Source organism: Streptomyces millisiae (assembly GCF_031845425.1).
Taxonomy (GTDB): Bacteria; Actinomycetota; Actinomycetes; order Streptomycetales; family Streptomycetaceae; genus Streptomyces; species Streptomyces millisiae.
Genome location: NZ_JAVREM010000013.1, coordinates 84,119 through 100,581, shown reverse-complemented (window position 1 = coordinate 100,581; position 16,463 = coordinate 84,119). Strand labels below are relative to the sequence as shown.

General features: G+C 71.9%; 15 protein-coding genes and 2 pseudogenes. 12 read left to right on the top strand and 5 right to left on the bottom strand.

All coding sequences use genetic code 11. The annotated features are described in order from the left end of the window. The first annotated feature begins 6 nt into the window (after window positions 1-6). Entirely contained in the window at window positions 7-453 is a 447-nt protein-coding gene (locus RNC47_RS13805) for a DUF397 domain-containing protein (protein WP_311598678.1), read from the top strand. 51 nt (window positions 454-504) lie between these two features. Here RNC47_RS13805 and RNC47_RS13800 read toward each other — a convergent pair whose 3' ends face one another. Further along, window positions 505-876 carry a VOC family protein gene (locus RNC47_RS13800; RefSeq protein ID WP_311598676.1) on the bottom strand — a complete coding sequence of 124 codons (372 nt, stop codon included), beginning with the start codon at window positions 874-876 and terminating at the stop codon, window positions 505-507. Between the two features lie 274 nt (window positions 877-1,150). Here RNC47_RS13800 and RNC47_RS13795 point away from each other — a divergent pair. Together RNC47_RS13795 and RNC47_RS13790 are read left to right on the top strand one after the other, a co-directional pair. After that, window positions 1,151-1,252, top strand: a pseudogene (locus RNC47_RS13795) (hypothetical protein); the annotation flags it as partial. Between the two features lie 106 nt (window positions 1,253-1,358). After that, a complete protein-coding gene (locus RNC47_RS13790; protein WP_311598675.1) occupies window positions 1,359-1,778 on the top strand; it encodes a hypothetical protein in 420 nt (139 codons plus the stop codon). A 120-nt stretch (window positions 1,779-1,898) separates the two neighbouring features. Here the strand turns inward: RNC47_RS13790 and RNC47_RS13785 are convergent, their stop codons facing one another. Next, window positions 1,899-2,618 (bottom strand): HAD family hydrolase, encoded by a 720-nt coding sequence (locus tag RNC47_RS13785; RefSeq protein ID WP_311598745.1) that lies wholly within the window; start codon window positions 2,616-2,618, stop codon window positions 1,899-1,901. Further along, a complete protein-coding gene (locus RNC47_RS13780) occupies window positions 2,615-4,129 on the bottom strand; it encodes a helix-turn-helix domain-containing protein (protein ID WP_394814780.1) in 1,515 nt (504 codons plus the stop codon). The genes RNC47_RS13785 and RNC47_RS13780 overlap by 4 nt, the downstream gene beginning before the upstream one ends. Window positions 4,130-4,346: 217 nt before the next feature. Here RNC47_RS13780 and RNC47_RS13775 point away from each other — a divergent pair, with 217 nt between their 5' ends. The 7 genes and pseudogenes from RNC47_RS13775 to RNC47_RS13745 all read left to right on the top strand — a co-directional run bounded on the left by RNC47_RS13775 (window position 4,347) and on the right by RNC47_RS13745 (window position 13,468). Beyond that, the gene (locus RNC47_RS13775; protein WP_311598672.1) at window positions 4,347-4,526 is read left to right on the top strand and encodes an FxLD family lanthipeptide; all 180 of its coding nucleotides are present in this window, start codon (window positions 4,347-4,349) and stop codon (window positions 4,524-4,526) included. 228 nt (window positions 4,527-4,754) lie between these two features. After that, window positions 4,755-7,700: a lantibiotic dehydratase gene (locus RNC47_RS13770; protein WP_311598743.1), complete on the top strand. Its 2,946-nt coding sequence runs from the start codon at window positions 4,755-4,757 to the stop codon at window positions 7,698-7,700. Further along, window positions 7,697-8,983 carry a lanthionine synthetase C family protein gene (locus RNC47_RS13765; protein ID WP_311598670.1) on the top strand — a complete coding sequence of 429 codons (1,287 nt, stop codon included), beginning with the start codon at window positions 7,697-7,699 and terminating at the stop codon, window positions 8,981-8,983. Before RNC47_RS13770 ends, RNC47_RS13765 begins: the two co-directional genes overlap by 4 nt. 8 nt (window positions 8,984-8,991) lie before the next feature. Then, window positions 8,992-11,073 (top strand): methyltransferase, FxLD system, encoded by a 2,082-nt coding sequence (gene fxlM, locus RNC47_RS13760; RefSeq protein ID WP_311598669.1) that lies wholly within the window; start codon window positions 8,992-8,994, stop codon window positions 11,071-11,073. Between the two features lie 91 nt (window positions 11,074-11,164). After that, window positions 11,165-12,271, top strand: a complete 1,107-nt coding sequence (locus RNC47_RS13755) for a hypothetical protein (protein WP_311598667.1) — start codon at window positions 11,165-11,167, stop codon at window positions 12,269-12,271. After that, a pseudogene (locus tag RNC47_RS13750) lies at window positions 12,268-12,881 on the top strand (methyltransferase domain-containing protein); the annotation flags it as partial. The gene RNC47_RS13755 and the pseudogene RNC47_RS13750, both read left to right, overlap by 4 nt. Window positions 12,882-13,165: 284 nt before the next feature. Continuing rightward, window positions 13,166-13,468 (top strand): hypothetical protein, encoded by a 303-nt coding sequence (locus RNC47_RS13745; protein WP_311598665.1) that lies wholly within the window; start codon window positions 13,166-13,168, stop codon window positions 13,466-13,468. On the opposite strand, the gene RNC47_RS13740 is transcribed toward RNC47_RS13745, so the two are convergent. Beyond that, complete coding sequence (locus RNC47_RS13740) at window positions 13,381-14,223, bottom strand: helix-turn-helix transcriptional regulator (protein ID WP_311598664.1); 843 nt, start codon at window positions 14,221-14,223, stop codon at window positions 13,381-13,383. The two genes, RNC47_RS13745 and RNC47_RS13740, sit on opposite strands and share 88 nt — an antisense overlap. An 88-nt stretch (window positions 14,224-14,311) precedes the next feature. Here RNC47_RS13740 and RNC47_RS13735 point away from each other — a divergent pair, with 88 nt between their 5' ends. Then, window positions 14,312-15,091: an SDR family NAD(P)-dependent oxidoreductase gene (locus tag RNC47_RS13735; protein ID WP_311598663.1), complete on the top strand. Its 780-nt coding sequence runs from the start codon at window positions 14,312-14,314 to the stop codon at window positions 15,089-15,091. Here the strand turns inward: RNC47_RS13735 and cpt are convergent. Then, window positions 15,043-15,621, bottom strand: a complete 579-nt coding sequence (gene cpt / locus RNC47_RS13730; RefSeq protein ID WP_311598662.1) for a chloramphenicol phosphotransferase CPT — start codon at window positions 15,619-15,621, stop codon at window positions 15,043-15,045. The two genes, RNC47_RS13735 and cpt, sit on opposite strands and share 49 nt — an antisense overlap. 79 nt (window positions 15,622-15,700) lie before the next feature. On the opposite strand from cpt, the gene RNC47_RS13725 reads away from it, so the two are divergent. Then, a complete protein-coding gene (locus RNC47_RS13725) occupies window positions 15,701-16,453 on the top strand; it encodes an SDR family NAD(P)-dependent oxidoreductase (RefSeq protein ID WP_311598661.1) in 753 nt (250 codons plus the stop codon). Window positions 16,454-16,463 lie beyond the last annotated feature (10 nt).

Below are 16,463 nucleotides of genomic sequence, written 5' to 3'. Positions count from 1 at the left end.
CCCCCAGTGGCGGGCGAGGCTCCGCAGGAGGTGGAGCCCCCGCCCGCCCTCCCTCTCCACCGCGGCCGCGGCCGCGACCGGCGGCGGCAAGGAGACGGGGCTGTTGTCGAACACCTCGACGCGCAGCCGCGCTTTCTCCTCGGCGATGGGCGAGTTGGTGTGCCGCAGCAGCCACACCGCGTGGTCTCGGGAGAGCTTGGCGGCGTCGGGGGTGTTCATGCAGCGATCCTGTGGCCATGGGGCTTCGAACGACTCCGACGCAGCGGCAGCGCAGGCTCGGGCAGGAGCTTCAGCGGCGAGCCGCACCAGGAGTGCATAGAAGTGGCCGCCGGCCCACACTCGCTCCTCCTCCGCGAGAGCGACGACCCGGCCGCCGTTCTCGCGACCCGCCCCGCCCGGGTGGCGGCCCTGCTGTCCGCCATCAAGGGCGGCGGGTGGACTTCGCGCCGGTAGCGTCCCCCATCGTGCCCGGGGCGTCGAGTGCGACGGTGAAGACCTGGTTCATCAGCCCCTGAGCAGACAGAACGGATGGCCTGCCGGGTCTGCGAAGATCCTCCAACCGCGGGCGTCGACATGAAGCAGCGTGGCACCAAGGCCAAGGACCTGATGGTGAGCCTGGTCGAGGTCGGGGACATCGAGATCCAGATGAAACTGTTGCGGGTGCGCGGTGTCCGGCCACCGAGGCGCTCGGTAGTCCTCCACACGCTGGAACCCGAGCACAAGGCCAGAGGCGGTGTGAAGGGTCGCGAAGTCGTCGTTGACCGCCCACCGAGGATCGGGTTGGTTGACCCCGCCGCCCAGGAGCGACTGATAGAACCGCGCGAGTTCCAGAACATCCGGGCAGTCCAGAACCACGCACTGCAGCCTGCCGATCACCGAAAGTCCTTCCCATAGCAGCGGATGGCTCAGGCGCCCCACAGTCGGAAGCGTCACCCAAGACCTTATCCACGGCTCCGAGCACCCGCGCCGCATCACGATCCACGGCTGGAGTTCCCGTAGTACCGAGTACACCCGAGAGCACTTCTGCGGCTGGGGCAGCGAGTTCTATCCCCCATGCACCTGATCGCTAGGAGGAGTTCCGCCGCCGACGCCAGGCGATCCTGCCGACCAGGCGCGCGCCAACCTCAAGCGCGCCGGCTACACGCCGCACGTGGTGTGCGGGGACGGCGCCCTCGGCTGGGCGGACGGCGCGCCCTACGACCGGCTCGTCGCGACCTGCTCGGTGCGGTCCCTGCCGCCGGCCTGGCTCGAACAGGTGCGGCCCGGCGGCCGGATCGTGGCGCCCGTTCGGCACCCTCATCGCCACCAGGCACGAGGACGGCACGGCCACCGGCCGGTTCGCGCCCTTCGGCTCCTCCATGGAACTGCGTGGCCAGCGCGCGGACGTGGAGTTGGTGCGGGGCGTGCTGCGTCCAGGGCAGCGGCCGGAGGTCTTCGAGACCCGCGTCTCTCCCTGGTCGGTCGCCGGCCACGACCTGGCCGCCCAGTTCGCCATCGGCCTCGCGGTGTCCGACGTCCGGCCCTCCTGGGACACGGAGACGGAAGAGGCCGCCGTCCGTCTCTGGCTCGCCACCGACGACGCCACCTCCTGGGCCGTCGTCGACCACGACGGTCGGCAGACGGAGACGTTTCGCGCCCAGTTCGGCCCGCGCCGCCTCTGGGACGAGGTCGCGGCCGCCTGGCAGCGCTGGGACGCCCAGGCCCGACCGACGGTCGACCGCTTCGGGGTCACCGTCACCCCCGACGGCTCGTCGTTCTGGCTCGACTCGCCCGGCTGACCGGGCCGCAGATAGCCGGGATTACGCAGGTACGGCCAGTCCTGGCCCGGTCGATCTCCAGGCTGAGGGGAAGTAAAAATAGTCGGGAGGTTGTCGCCCGACCGAACTCACTGAGAAACCTCACTGGGCGAGGGTGGCTATGGCGGCCAGTAGGACTTCTGGGTTCCGCAGGTCGGGCAGTATGAGGTTGGCGCCGGCGTGCCTGAGCTCTGGGCCGGAGGTCGTGCCGCTTGCTACGCCGATCACCAGTGCGCCGCCCTCCAGCCCAGTGCGGACATCCTCCAATGAGTCGCCGACGATGACGGTGTTGGATTGGGTGAACGTGAGGCCGTGCTTCTCCTGCGCGCGTTTCTGGGCGACGCCGACGAGGGCGGGGCGGTGCTGGTCGTCCGAGGCGAAGCCTCCTATGTCGAGGTCGAGGTACGGGGCCAGATGGAAGGTACGGAGTTTGATTTCGGCGTTCGGCTTGAGGTTTCCGGTGACCACCGTGGGGATCAGAGTCGGTGCCTCGTGCACGGCGTGAAGTGCTTCGACCGCACCTGGTAGCAGTCTGCCGCTGCGCTTCATCTCCTCTACGTGCGTGGCGAGGCGCTCGGGCAGAAGTTCCACCATCCTGGGCAGCAGTTGTGGGATGTCCCGTTCGTGTACGCCGTTGTCCAGGAGGAGTGTGCGGATGGCGAGGGGCATGGTCACGCCGGTGCCCCGTTGGGGGAGCTTTTCGGGGGAGTGGCCGATGACCTGGTGGAAGGTCTCGCGGTAGACCTGTCGGTCGGTGTCGCCGACGTACAGGAGCGTGCGGTCGATGTCCCACAGGACGAGTACGGCATCGGCCACGGTCAGAGCTCCGTCCGTAGCACGGTGGCGGCCCGCTCGGTGAGGTCAGAGGCGTGGGCGGCGTGGCCTGCCGTGGCGAGTTCGTTGGCGAACTCCCGCACGTGTTCGTTGAGCCGGGCGGACTGGAGGTGTTCGGCTCGTGACAGGGCGTCGTGCGCCGTGGCGCAGGCCGCTTCGATGTCCCCCATGCGCAGGTGGGCGGTGGCGGTGCGGGTGAGGAACTGGGCCCGGGTTCGCAACTCGGTGGGGTTGATCGTTGCCTCGGCGGCCGTGAGGCTTTCGACGGCGCGTGCGTGGTTGCCCAGGTCCAGGTGACAGCTTCCCGCCTGTCCTCGGATTTCGCCTTCGCTGATCCAGTAGAGCCAGTGGGGATCGTTCTCGGAGCGACCACCGGCACACAGCTCCGCGGCTTGGCCCAGTGCGCGGCGGGCTGCTTGCTCTTCTCCGAGTTTCGCATGTCCGCGTGCTTGACGGGTCAGGAGCATGGCATGCAGGGCGGGGGTGTCCGACATCCTTGTCTTCTCGCGGGCCGCGCGGGCGGCTGAGACGGCGTCTCGGGGATTGCCGGTGGAGTAGCCGTGGATGGCCAGGTATGAGAGAGCTGCCGCTCCCAGGCGGGGATCGCTGGACGCGTGCGCGGCTCGCAGGGCGGCCAGGAGGTAGTGCTGTGCCACCACGTGCTGGCCGGAGTCGAAGTAGAACCAGCCGGTCTGGGCGGCGGTGTCTGCGGCGATGCCGGCCAGCCGACGACCGACCGCCTCGCTGTAGGAGCTGTTTTTTAGTAGAGATATGACCAGCGTCAGGTGGGTTCTGCCGAGTTCGGCGAGACTACCGCTACCGGCGCTGGCATCCATCGTCCGCAAATGATCAATGGTGCCCTGGAGTTGCTGCGCGAGTCCCTCGGTGACCCTGCTGCCCTTCTGCGCCCGCGCCAGCGGCTCGGCTTCGGCCATGCCCCAGTGGTGTACGTAGGCGGTCAGGGCCATCCCGCTGACGGCAAGGAACTTCCGGCGCTCCACAGGCTCACTTCCCACCACTTCGCTCAGGGCAGCCACCATACGGGCCGCTGTCCACGGCAAGGCGGGATCGTCCAGCCCGGTCCGAGCTGGTGAGCTGACCGGCACCGTGCCCGGGGAGCGTCGCGGTATGGGTAACCGGATCAGTTCGTCGGGGACACCGAGACCGACGAGGAAGCTGATGACCTTGTCGATGTTGGTGAGCCGGCGGGTGCCTGCCTCAAGCATCGACAGGTACGCCTGGCTGAGCCCGGTCAGGGCTGCCATGTCCGCTTGCCGAAGGGAGGAGCGCTGGCGGATCAGGCGGCTTGCCAGCGCGAAGTCCCAGGCCCCCAGGGCACTCCGCACGTCTGGCGCCCGCCACACCCGGTCGGGGACGGTGGGAGGCGGGGGAGCGGTGCTGAACGACGTCCTGGTGCAGGCCGAGCATCGGTCGGCGTCGTTGTAGCGGCTGAGTTGACAGCCGCATCGCGCACATCGTCGTTCGCCCGGTACGACCATCCCTACCTCCCGCCGGCCTGGCGACGAACAGGCTGGCCCGGCCCCGAACGGCTGGATATCACGCCAGTGATATCACGGTCCGGATGTGCGAGAAGCCCAATTGCCGGACACGCTGAGTGAGTTCCGCTGTAGAGGCGCCGCCCGAGTGGCGCTTCGTACGGAGGACGGAGTGACTACGGGCACCACCACAACCTTCCAGCGATACAGAGGAGTTGGCATGACTCGAGTCATCGAAGCGCCGCGAAGCACTCAGGTGGTCCAGCGGACGACGGGGGCGTCGGACGGCTTCGACCTGGACGTCTCCCTGGTGGAGGTCGCCGACCCGGCGGGCCTGGTCAACCTGACCGACGACGGGTGCGGCAGCACCTGCGGCGCCTGCGTCACCAACGTGGCGTGACCTGACGGCCCGTATCTCGACGGGCCGGTGCCGTCACCCCTTCGGTGTGGCGGCACCGGTCGCCGATTCCTTCGCCTTACGGAGGTAGTGGTGGCTGCTCCGCTCCCAGCGTTCCGAACCGGCAGGACTGCCCTGGTCCGAGCCGTGGCCCGGCCGGCACGGTCGTGGCCTGCCTTCCCCGACCTCGACGACCGCTCTCCGGACGGGGCGGCCGCCTGCGCCGCGTGGTTGCGCGCGGTCTGGTCGGACGAAGACGTTGCTGAGGCACTGGAACACGCGAGCCCGGTTCTGGGCGCGCGGGTGCGTGTGGTGTGCACGTCCGAGAAACCGAGTTGGCGGGACGTGCGGCGTGCTGCACTGTCCGTGGCCCGCTATCTGCTGCGCGCCGAGCACCGGGCGACGCCCTTCGGCCTGTTCGCCGGTGTGACCACCGCCGGGTTCGGCGAGCGGGCGAGCGTTGGCTGGGGCGGGGAGCACGTGGCCGTCGTCCGTGCGGGAGCGGAGTGGCTTGCCGCCGTCGTCGGCCGGCTGGAGGTGTGCCTTGACCTCCTCGAACGGCTGCCCGTAGTCGTCAACAACACAGTGACGAGCCGCGGTGACCGGCTCGTCGTGCCGTTCCAACCCCACATCCAGGACGAGCGGACGCGCGCGGTCGAGGCGTCCCTGGCCCTGACCGAACCCGTGCGCGCAGTCCTCGCCGCCTCCCGGGCTCCGATCCGGTTCGGCGCGCTCGCGGACAACCTCCGGGCGGAGTTCCCCGCGGCCGGGGCGGAGAAGGTGCGCCAGCTGCTGGTCGAGCTGACCCGGCGGCGGGTGCTGATCACGAGCCTGCACGCGCCGAGCACCGAGACCGACGCCCTCAGGTATCTGCTCGGGCAGCTCGACGCGGTTGACGCCGGGGCCCTCGCCGAGGTCGCGGAGATGGTGCGCGAGCTGCGGGCGGTGCACACCGGTCTGGGGGAGTGCGCCACGCGCGGCGGCCGAGACCGGGTCGCCGCACGGATGCGGACTCTCGTGCCGGGGCTGCGTCGCCACCCTCTCGCGCTCGACCTGCGCCTGGACGCCCGCCTCGTCCTGCCCGAGGCGGTCGCCCGCGAGGTCGAGCGCGCCGCCCTGGTTCTGGCCCGTGTCTGCGCCCGCCCGTACGGCACCCCGGCGTGGGGCGCCTACCACCAGCGGTTCTACGAGCGGTACGGCATCGGCACCATGGTGCCGCTCCCAGAGGTCGTGGCCGACAGCGGCACCGGATATCCCGACGGTTACCCGGGTGCGCCGGCTGGTGCGCGGCGGCCTCGCGTCTCCGCCCGGGACGACGTGCTCGTGCGGCTGGCGCAGGCCGCCGCTCTCGACGGCCGCGACGAGGTGGGCCTCACCGACGAGCTGATCGCCGCCCTGGACGTGGGGCCCGACGAGCCCCGGGTGCCGCCGCACCTCGAAGTCGGGGTGCGGGTGCACGCGGTCGGTCTGGAGGAACTGCGTCGCGGCCGGTTCCGGCTGGAGGTCGTTAGCGTGTCCCGGGGTGCCGGCGTCGCCACGGGCCGCTTCCTGAGCGTGCTCGCCCTCGATGAGCGCGGAGCCCTGGCCTCGGAGCTGGCGGACCTGCCAGCCGCGGACAGCGACACCGTGCCAGTGCAGCTCTCCTTCCCGCCGCTCCTGCCCGAGACTGCCCACGTCGCCCGCACCCCGCAGATCCTGCCCACGGTGCTCAGCCTCCAGGAGCACCACGCCCCAGGGAACGGTGTCCTCACCCCCGCTGACGTGGCGGTGGGGTGCGACGGCCGCCGCATGTACCTGGCCGTCCCGGAGGGAGGGCACCGGGTGGAGGCCATCGCGACGCACGCGTTGAACCTCAGGACACACACTCCGCCGTTGGCGCGGTTCCTCACCGAGCTGTCCCGCGCCCAGTGCGCACAGGTCACCGTCTTCGACTGGGGCGCCGCGGCGGCCATGCCGTTCCTGCCGCGCCTGAGCTACGGGCGTACGGTTCTCGCCCCAGCACGGTGGCGGCTGGAGGCGACCGAGCTGCCGCCCCCCACCTGCCCCCGGGCCGAGTGGGACTCCGCCCTCACCGACTGGCGGTCCCGGCGGCGGCTGCCACGGCGAGTCTGCCTCGCGGAGGATGACCGGCGCCTCTTCCTCGACCTCGACCAGGCCGGCCACCGGACGCTCCTGCGCCAGCACCTCGACCGCACGGGCACGGCCGTCCTCGTGGAGGCCCCGGAGCCCGAGGCGTATGGCTGGTGCGACGGCCGCCCGCACGAGGTGCTCGTCCCTCTGAAGGCGGTTCGGCCAGCGGCGTGGCCGCCTCTGCCCGCCCCCACCCGGGCCCGCGCCCTGTCCACGACCCAGACACAGAGCCCCGCCACTTCCACGGTGCTCCTGGCCGCCATCTACGGCGACCCGCGTCGCCAGGACGCGGTGCTCGCACAGCACTTGCCTGGTCTCCTCCAGCAGCTCGCTGATCCGCCGTGGTGGTTCGTCCGCTTCCGGGACCCCGCCCAGCACCTCCGTCTGCGCATCGCTCTGCCAAGACCGGATGCCTTCGCCGAAACGGCCCGCACGGTGAGCGCATGGGCCGACACGTTGCGCGAACTCGGCCTGCTGGCCGATCTGCGCTACCCCACCTCCTACCGCGAGATGGGCCGCTGGGGCTCCGGCGCTGCATGGGAGGCGGCCGAGGAGGTGTTCCGGGCGGACTCGCGCGCCGTCCTCGCCCAACTCGCGCAGCACCAACGCCCGAACCAGCGGGCGTTGGTGGCCGCTCACACCGTCGCCATCACCTCCGCGTTCCTCGGCAGCAGAGAAGCAGCGATGCGGTGGCTGACCGAGCACACCCCGCCCACCGCCCCCGAACCCGTTCCGCGCTCGCAGTTCGCCGAGGCCGTACGGCTCGCCGACCCGTCCAACGACTGGGCCGCGTTGCGTGAAGTGCCGGGTGGGCACGCCATCGTGTCGGGATGGGCCGACCGGGACACCGCGCTCGCTGCCTATCGGCTGCACCTGCCGGGCCCGGACACTCAGGGCATCGCCATCGACGACGTCCTCACCTCCCTGCTCCACGTGCACTTCGTGCGGCACGTCGCCGTGAACTTCCCGGAGGAAGAGGTGTGCCTGTACCTGGCGCGGGCCGCCGCCCTCGCCTGGATCGCCCGCACCAACGGGAGAAGGTCGTGAGCCGACACCCCGCGCTCGACTTGGCCGCCGCCGTCGCCGCCCAACTGGCCGACCCCGACACGGCGCATTACGGGACCCAGGCCGCGTCCTCGGATCGGCAGCACCTCGCCTACGGACCTCCGGGAATCGCGCTCCTGCACATCGAGCTGGCCGCGAACGGCATCGGCCCGTGGCACCGCGCCCACGACTGGCTCGCCGCCACCGCACGGCAGCCGATCACCAGCGGCTCCGACAGCCACCCCTTCTACGGGGCGCCCGCTTTCGCCCACGCCCTGGCTTGCGCCGCCGCCCACCTCCCCGGCTCCTATCAGCGTGCCCTGAACATAACGGACCATCAGGTCGCTGCCGACGCTAGGCGACGTCTCGACGCCGCACACCGTCGCATCGACACCGGGTATCTGCCACGGCTCGCCGAGTTCGACGCAATCAGGGGCCTCACCGGATACGGCGCCTACCTCCTGCGCCGTGACTCCGGAAGCCCCATCGTGCGCGCCGTCCTCGACTACTGCGTTCGCCTCACCGAGCCCATCACCCACCATGGCGAGACCCTGCCGGGTTGGTGGACCGAAACGGGACCCTCGGGCCGCCCGGACGGCCGGTTTCCCGGCGGCCACGCCAACATGGGCATCGCGCACGGCATCGGCGGCGTGCTCGCCCTCCTCGCTCTCGCCGCCCGGAAAGGCGTCCTCGTCGACCGGCACCACGCAGCGCTGCGCACCATCCTGGCCTGGACGGACAACTGGCGCGAGGAGACCAGTAGCGGACCGGCCTGGCCGTACTGGCTTACCCGAGGCGAGCTGCGCAACGGACGGCTCGTCCCCTCCGCGCCCCGACGGCCGTCTTGGTGCTATGGCACCGCCGGCCTCGCCCGCGCCCATCAACTTGCCGCAATCGCCCTCGGCGACACCGCCCGCCAAATCGACGCGGAGAACGCGCTCGTGGCCGCCCTCACCGATCCAGGCCAGCTCAGGGCCACCACGGACAACGGCCTGTGCCACGGCTTCGCCGGCCTCGCCCACCTCGCCACCCGCACAGCCGACGACGCCCACCCCGCAACCGCGGACCGGCTCCGCGCCACCATTCCGGCACTCATGGCCGCGGTGCATCCGCCCGGCGCCGATCCTACGCACACCGCCGCAGCACTCGTTCGAGACGAGGCACAGGGCCCAGGTCTGCTCGACGGAGCCGCCGGAACAGCCCTGGCCCTTCTCGCACCCGCCATCGCCGCACCGCCACTCTCCGCCTGGGACACCTGCCTGCTCATCGCTGAACCATCGACCTAAGGAGTCCCATGCCTCCAGACCGCTGGCAGCAGCACAACATCACCTTCGTCGACCGCGACAGCGCTCGCCGCGCCATCACCGAACGCCTCGGCCCTGCCCTGCTCGCCGCCGAGATGGAAGGGCAGCTCACCGGCTGGTGGTTCATGAACAAGCAGCCCTGGCCGTTGCGCTACCTCGCCGACGATCCCTCACCCCTTGTTGAAGCACTGCTGACCGATCTGGTCGCAGACGGGGTGGCCGTGTCGTGGCTGCCCTGCGTCTATGAGCCCGAGACGGCGGCGTTCGGCGGTCCGGCGGCCATGGACATCGCCCACGAGTTGTTCCACGGCGACGCCCGTCACCTGCTCGCCTATCAGCCTGGCCCGGGGCACCTGGGGCGCCGGGAGACCGCAGTGCTCCTGGCGAGCACGATGATGCGCGCAGCCGGTCTTGACTGGTTCGAACAGGGTGACGTGTGGGCGCAGGTCGCCGGTCTCCGTCCGAGCACCATCCCCGTGCCGCCCGCGCGAGCCGCTGAACTGGCGCCTTCGCTACGCACGTTGATGACGGCCGACGCCCGCGACCTGTGCCGCCCGGACGGCCCGCTCGCCGGCCACGAGGGGTGGGTGGACGCCTTCGAACGGGCGGGCGCCGCGCTCGCCTCTCTCGCCCACGGTGGTGTCCTGACCCGTGGGCTGCGCGCCGTCATCACCCATCACGTGATCTTCCATGCCAACCGCGCCGGTCTCCTCCGGGACGACCAGAGCGCCCTGTCCACCATCGCACGAGAGGTAGTCATGGGAACGAGTGACAGCACCGCGCCGTCCGGCGAGGCCGTGCCCGGGGCCGATAGCGTCAGCGCGGTGAACACCGCCACGAGCACCGCCCCCACAGCGGACGCCGAACAGCTTCGCAACGCCCTGGTCGACCAACTGCGCAAGCAGGGACACGCCCGAACGCTTCGCGTCGAGACGGCGTTGCGCACCGTGCCCCGGCATCTCTTCGTACCGGATGCGACGCTTGAGGACGCCTACGCCAACGCGCCTGTGCACATCAAGTACGACACCGACGGCACATCGATCTCCTGCGCCTCCCAGCCGGGCGTCGTCGCCCTCATGCTCGACCAACTCGACGTCCGCCCTGGTGACCGCATCCTCGAACTCGGCGCCGGCACCGGCTACAACGCCGCTCTCCTCGCCCACCTCGTCGGTGAAGCCGGGCACGTGACCACCCTCGACGTCGACGACGACCTGGTGGAGGGCGCCCGCGCGCACCTCGCCACCGCCGGAATCAGCAACGTCCGGGCGGTGACCCGGGACGGAGCTCTCGGCTATGCCGAAGGAGCGCCGTACGACCGGATCATCGCCACCGTGGGCGCGCACGGTGTGCCGCACGCCTGGCTGCGGCAACTCGCCCCCGGCGGCCGTCTCCTCGTCCCCCAGCGCCTCAAGGGCAGCGTCTCCCGCTCCATCGCCTACGAGCAGCGGGACGGCCGCTGGGTATCCCTCGGCAGCGCGATGAACACCTTCATGCCGCTGCGACGAGGCATCGCCGACGACGACCGCCGCGTCATCCCGCTCAGCGCGGACGGCACGGTCCGGCTCCAGGCTCCGGCCGGCCAGAACATCGATGCCGACGCCCTCGCCGGCGTCCTGGACCAGCCGCGGACCGAGGAATGGACCGGCATGACCGTCCACGGCGAGGAGTCGCCGGAGTGGATGGAACTGTTCGTGTCCTGCTCCCTGCCCTCCGGCCTCATTCGGATGCTGTTCCCCCAGAGCGCCAAGGGCACCCTGCTCGCCGCCGACCCCTACCCCTCGTCGACCGCGGCCGTCGACAAGGGTGCCGTCACCTACCTCGCCCGTCGCCCGTCGGAGAAGAAGACTCCCGAGGGCGGCAGGCTGTGGGAGTTCGGCGTCATCGGCCACGGCCCCGGGAGTGACGAACTGGCGGCGAAGGTCGCCGACGCCATCCGCATCTGGGACCGCGACTACCGCGACCGTGCGGCCACGTTCGAGATCCAGTCCCTCGACGCCCCCGCCGGCGAGCAGCAACTCGGCCTCTTCGTCCTGGACACCCCGTTGAACCGCATCGTCGTCGACTGGCGGTGACACCCGCGCGCTACTTCAGACGGTGCCCGCCAGCCGCACGGCTGGCGGGCACCGTCGCCTCAGCCGTCCTCGCCCACACCCCGGGGGACCCATGGACCCGTACGGAGCCACAGCCCAGCGCTTCCCGCTCGTCGCCCGATTCCGGCCCGCCTGCCTGCCGTTGCCCGCCCGCGTGCGCGCCCTGACGGAACTCGCCGACACGGCGGTGCGGAAGAGCGACCTGGCCCTCGCCTCCGCCGTCCACAACCAGGCCGCGCTCCTCGCCTCCGATCTCGGCCTACCCGACCTCGCGCGGGAGCTGTGCCAGCAGCAGGCCGCCGCCTACCTCCACGCCTGCCCCCTGCCCGCCGCGAGCGCGATCCGGGCGCTGGAACCGGTCGTCAACCTGGCCCGCCTCCAGATCCGCGCCGGCCGCCCGGACCAGGCACGTCAGCGACTGCACGACCTGTACAGGGCCGTTGCGGCGGGCGTAGCCGTCCGATTCGCGGGCGTGGTCGTACCGGCGGATCTCGTCGCCACCGCCGAAGACCGCCACGAAGTCCGCGCCTGGCTGTGGCGCGTGCTCCTCGCCGACGGCACCCGCGCCCTCACCACCGAGGGACGCTGGGCCGAAGCCCTGGCTCACATCGAAGCGCACCGCGGGGTAGGCAAGCGAATGCTGGACGGCCGCCAAGTCGCCGTACTCGCCGCCCTCGTCAGAGGAGACACCGCCCGGGCTGCCGTCCTCCTCGCCGACACCATGCCCGGCGAGCCGTGGGAACAGGCCGTCACGGGCTGCCTGACCGTGCTGTGCCGCCGAGCCGCCGGACAGCCGGTCGACAGCCACCTGGGGGACCTCACGGCCATCTATCTCAACCGGCAGACCGAGCCCGGGATGACCGTCTTCGACATCCGCCTCGGCCTCGCCATCCTCGACGCCGCGGACGCCGCGCAGCACTCCGGCACACGGCATCTCATCGACTCCCTGCACCACCGGACTGTCAGCGCCACAGACGGCTACGCCGCCCGGGAATGCCTCGCCCACCCATGCTTCCGGACGCTCGCCACCGAACAGCAGGCGTCAGATTGCGCCGCCCTTCTCGAACGTTGCGCTCTCGACACCGTAGTCATCCCAGCCCATCTGCAAGAGGAACTGACCACTGCGCTCAGGATGAGCGGCACCGTCATCCGCGCCAGCTTCGCGCCAAATTTGATATGAGGAGTCGAAATGAATCGAAATCGGTACAGGCTTCCCGAAGGGAACGGGAACCACTGCAAGTGAGCCTCGACATCGAGGAGTTCCACCAGCGGCTCACCGAGTCGCTGGCGGACGGCGGGCACTTCCAGCAGGACTGGCAGCGGGCCGCGTTCGAGCGCGTGCCGCGCCATCGGTACGCGCCGGAGGTGGTGTGGGAGTGGGGCGGGGAACGCTGGCGGCCGGTGGTGCGGGAGAAGACGCCGCGGCGGTGGGCGGAGTTGGTGTACGCGGACGCGCCCGTCGTGACGCGGATCGACGAGGCGCGGCAGGAGCCGACGAGTTCGATCAGCGCGCCGGCCGCCGTGCTGAACATGGTGACCTCGCTCGATCCACAGCCTGGGGACAGGGTGTTGGAGGTCGGGACCGGCAGCGGGTACAACACCGCGCTGCTCTGTGAGCGGGTGGGGGAGCGGGGTGTCACGAGCGTGGAGGTCGACATCGGGTTGACGCACCGCGCCGGGCTCGCGCTGCGGAGGGCGGGATACCGGCCGCATCTCGTGTGGGGTGACGGGAAGGTGGGGTGGCGGGCCGGGGCCCGTATGACCGGCTGTTGTCGACGGCCGCCGTGCGGCGCGTGCCGGCGGCGTGGCTGACGCAGGTACGGGCCGGTGGGGAGATCGTCACCCCCTGGTTTCCCAACGCGCGCGGCACCGGGCTGATCTGGCTGCGGGTCCGGGAGGACGGCACGGCCCGGGGCTGGTTCCACGGCGCGGAGGCGCTCATGCCGGTGCGGGGGCAGCGCGTCGCGCCGTTCGAGTTCGAGGAGGGCGGGGAGCGGGTGAGGGACGGGCCGTTGCCTGAGCTCGACGGGCTGGGCGTGCATGGTCGGTTCGCGCTCGGGGTCTGCCTGCCCGGGTGGTGTGCTGGCCCCAGGAGGACGGATGGTTCCTGGCCACCGAGGACGGCGGGTCGTGGGCACGCTCGGCGGGCGGCGTCTCGTGGCGGCACGGGCCGCGCGATCTGGTGCGGGAGGCGGCCGACGCCGTCGAGTGGGGGCGGGAGAACGGCAGCCCGCCGCTGTTCGGCTTCGGGGTGACCGTCACCAGGGACCGGCAGGAGGTCTGGCTGGGTCAGCCCGGCACGTCCATCCGTTGCGTGCCCACCACCGACAGCAGGCGGAGCGCCTCGGCCGAGGGGGAGCCGGGGGTGGCGGTGTAGATCACCATGCGCTGGTCGCGGTCCGCGATGTCGAGGACGTCGCAGTTGACGGCGATCGGGCCGATGAGCGGGTGGTGGAAGGTCTTGCACAGGACGGGCTGGGCGCACACGTCGTGGGACGCCCACAGGCGGGCGAACTCCTCGCTGCCGGTGAGGAGTTCACGGATCAGGTCGGCGACCTCGGGGGAGTCGGGGTAGCGGGCGGCGGTGGCGCGGAGCTGGTGGGCGGCGCTGCGGGCGAACTCGGCGGGTTCCGCCAGGCCGTAGGGCGGCGCGGCGTCCGGCAGGAAGGTGCGGCGCAGCAGGTTGCGGTCGCGGCGGGGGAGGGCGGAGAAGTCCTCCATCAGGGCGGCCGCGAGGCCGTTCCAGGCGATGATCTCGAACGTCGCGGACAGCACGATCGCGGCGGCCTGCGGCAGCCGGTCGAGCAGGTCGAGGATGCTCTGCCGCACCTCGCGCGGCGGCCCCGGCGGGGGACCCGGTGGGGCGCCGGCCAGGTGGTGGAGATGGACGCGCTCCACGTCGGAGAGGCGGAGGGCACGGGCGAGGCCGGCCAGCACCTCGCGGGAGGGGCGTGGGGCGCGGGCCTGTTCGAGGCGGGTGTAGTACTCGGTGGAGATGAACGCCAGCTGCGCCACCTCCTCGCGCCGCAGCCCGGGCGTGCGGCGCCGGGTGCCGGCGGGCAGCCCGACGTCCGCTGGGTCGATCCGTTCCCGCCGGCTGCGCAGGAAGCCGGCCAGCTCGCGTCTGTCCACGGCATCCAGTGTGCGGCGGTCGCGCGGGGCGCAGCCAGGTACCGCCGGTGCCTGGATGAGCCGGCGGGCCGGGCGCAGGGTCGTGGCCATGGAGAACATGACGGAACACAGCGGACTGCTGGACGGCAAGGTGGCCTTCGTGACCGGCGCCGGGCGCGGCATCGGCGCGGCCGCGGCGCGGCTCTTCGCCCGGGAGGGCGCGCGGGTGGTGCTCGCGGCCCGCACGAAGGCGCAGCTGAAAGCGGTGACCGAGGAGATCAGGGCGGCGGGCGGCACCGCCGACCACGTGGTGTGCGACCTGGCGGAACCGGCCGGCGTCCGGGCCGCCGTCGACCGGGTCGTGGAGTTGCACGGCCGGCTCGACGTCGCCTTCAACAACGCCGCGGCCGGGGTGCCGCCCGGGCCGCTCGACCAGGCGCGGGAGGCCGACTTCGACCACGTCTACGCCGTCAACCTCAGGGGCACCTGGGCGGCGATGGCGGCGGAGGTCGCCGCCATCAGGGCCACGGCCGGCAGTGGCGCCATCGTCAACAACTCGAGCGCCGGCAGCCTCATGGCCAACCCGGAGCTGTCCGCCTACGGGGCCACCAAGCGCGCCGTCAACAGCCTCACCGAGTCGGCGGCCGTCACCTACGGCCGGGAGGGAATCCGCGTCAACGCCATCGCGCCCGGCACGACGCTGACCGAGATGCTGCGGGACTGGGAGACGGAGTCGCCGGGGGTCGTCGACCAGCTCAACCAGCGCACCCCGCTGGGCCGCACCGCGGAGCCCGAGGAGGTCGCGCAGGCCGCCGCCTGGCTGCTGAGCGACCGTGCCTCCTACGTGACCGGCGTGGTCCTCCCGGTGGACGGCGGCATCACCCTCTGACCGACCCGGGCGGCGATCAGCCGGGCGCACTCCATGGCCTCGGTGTGGGTGGTGTCCACCTCCAGGTCGTAGGCCACGCCGCGGTGCACCAGATCCGCCTGGGACCTGGCCATGCCGCCGACCCGGTCGCCCCTGGCGGCCTCGCGGGCCTCGGCGACCGCGGGGTCGCAGCGGACCGCGACCCACAGCACGTCGAGCCCGCCGAGCGCGGCCTCCCAGCGGCGCTGGGAGGCCGCGCCGCCGAGGAAGACCTCGTCGACGACGACCCGCCCGCCGGCCCTGGCCATCGCCGCCACCCCGGCGATCCACGCCGCCTCGACGGCCCGGAACCCCGCGCCCACGCTGACGCCGCCGTCGGGCGCCAGCTCGATCCCGGCGTCCGAGGCCCGCATCGACGCGGGCATCGCCTCGATCAGCGTGTCCACGCCCAGCGTCAGCCACGGCTCGGGCAGCACCACCTGGAGGCACCGCGCGATGCGGGACTTGCCTGAGCTGGAGCCGCCGTTCAGCACGATCACGTCCGTCGCCATGCGGCCAAGGCTACGGGCCGGGAACGCGATGTCGCTTCGCCGCCAGCCGCCGCGGCCCGACGACGGCAGGCTCGACGGCATGAACGAAGGAAACAACCGACTCGACGGACGGGTCGCCCTGGTCACCGGCGGCGGCCGCGGCATCGGCGCCGCCGTGGCGCTGCGCCTGGCGGCGGAGGGCGCGGACGTCGCCCTGACCTATGTGAACGACGCGGAGCGCGCCGCCGAGGTGGTGGCGGGGATCAAGGCGGCCGGGCGCCGCGGGCTCGCGATCCAGGCCGACAGCGGCGACCCGGAGGCCGTCACCGGGGCCGTGGACGAGGCCGCCGCGACCTTCGGCCGTCTTGACATCCTGGTCAACAACGCCGCCGTCTTCCACTTCGGGAAGCTGGACGAGCTGGGGCTCGCCGAGGTCGACCAGACCCTGGAGGTCAACGTGCGGGCCCCGTTCCTGGCGACCCGGGCCGCCGTGCGGCACATGGAGCGGGGCGGCCGCGTCATCACCATCGGCAGCAACGTCGCCGCGCGGACGCCGTTCCCCGGCCTCGGGCTCTACGCGACGAGCAAGGCGGCGCTGGTCGGGATGACCAGGGGACTGGCCCACGAGCTCGGCTCCCGTGGCATCACCGTCAACATCGTGCACCCGGGCCCCACGGACACCGAGGCCAACCCGGCCGACGGGCCCAACGCCGAGTTCTTCGCCGGCTTCACGGCGGCGGGGCGCTTCGGGCAGCCGGCGGAGGTCGCGGCGACCGTGGCGCACGTGGCGAGCCCGGAGGCGGGGTTCGTCACCGGCGCCGAGTTCAGCGTGGACGGCGGGTTCACGGCCTGAGACCACCGGC

Coding starts and splice junctions, on each gene's coding strand:
- RNC47_RS13790 (WP_311598675.1), top strand. CDS start 1,359: ATGGAACTGCGTGGCCAGCGCGCGGACGTGGAGTTGGTGCGGGGCGTG.
- RNC47_RS13780 (WP_394814780.1), bottom strand. CDS start 4,129: ATGGTCGTACCGGGCGAACGACGATGTGCGCGATGCGGCTGTCAACTC.
- RNC47_RS13775 (WP_311598672.1), top strand. CDS start 4,347: ATGACTCGAGTCATCGAAGCGCCGCGAAGCACTCAGGTGGTCCAGCGG.
- fxlM (WP_311598669.1), top strand. CDS start 8,992: ATGCCTCCAGACCGCTGGCAGCAGCACAACATCACCTTCGTCGACCGC.
- RNC47_RS13755 (WP_311598667.1), top strand. CDS start 11,165: ATGGACCCGTACGGAGCCACAGCCCAGCGCTTCCCGCTCGTCGCCCGA.
- RNC47_RS13735 (WP_311598663.1), top strand. CDS start 14,312: ATGGAGAACATGACGGAACACAGCGGACTGCTGGACGGCAAGGTGGCC.
- cpt (WP_311598662.1), bottom strand. CDS start 15,621: ATGGCGACGGACGTGATCGTGCTGAACGGCGGCTCCAGCTCAGGCAAG.
- RNC47_RS13725 (WP_311598661.1), top strand. CDS start 15,701: ATGAACGAAGGAAACAACCGACTCGACGGACGGGTCGCCCTGGTCACC.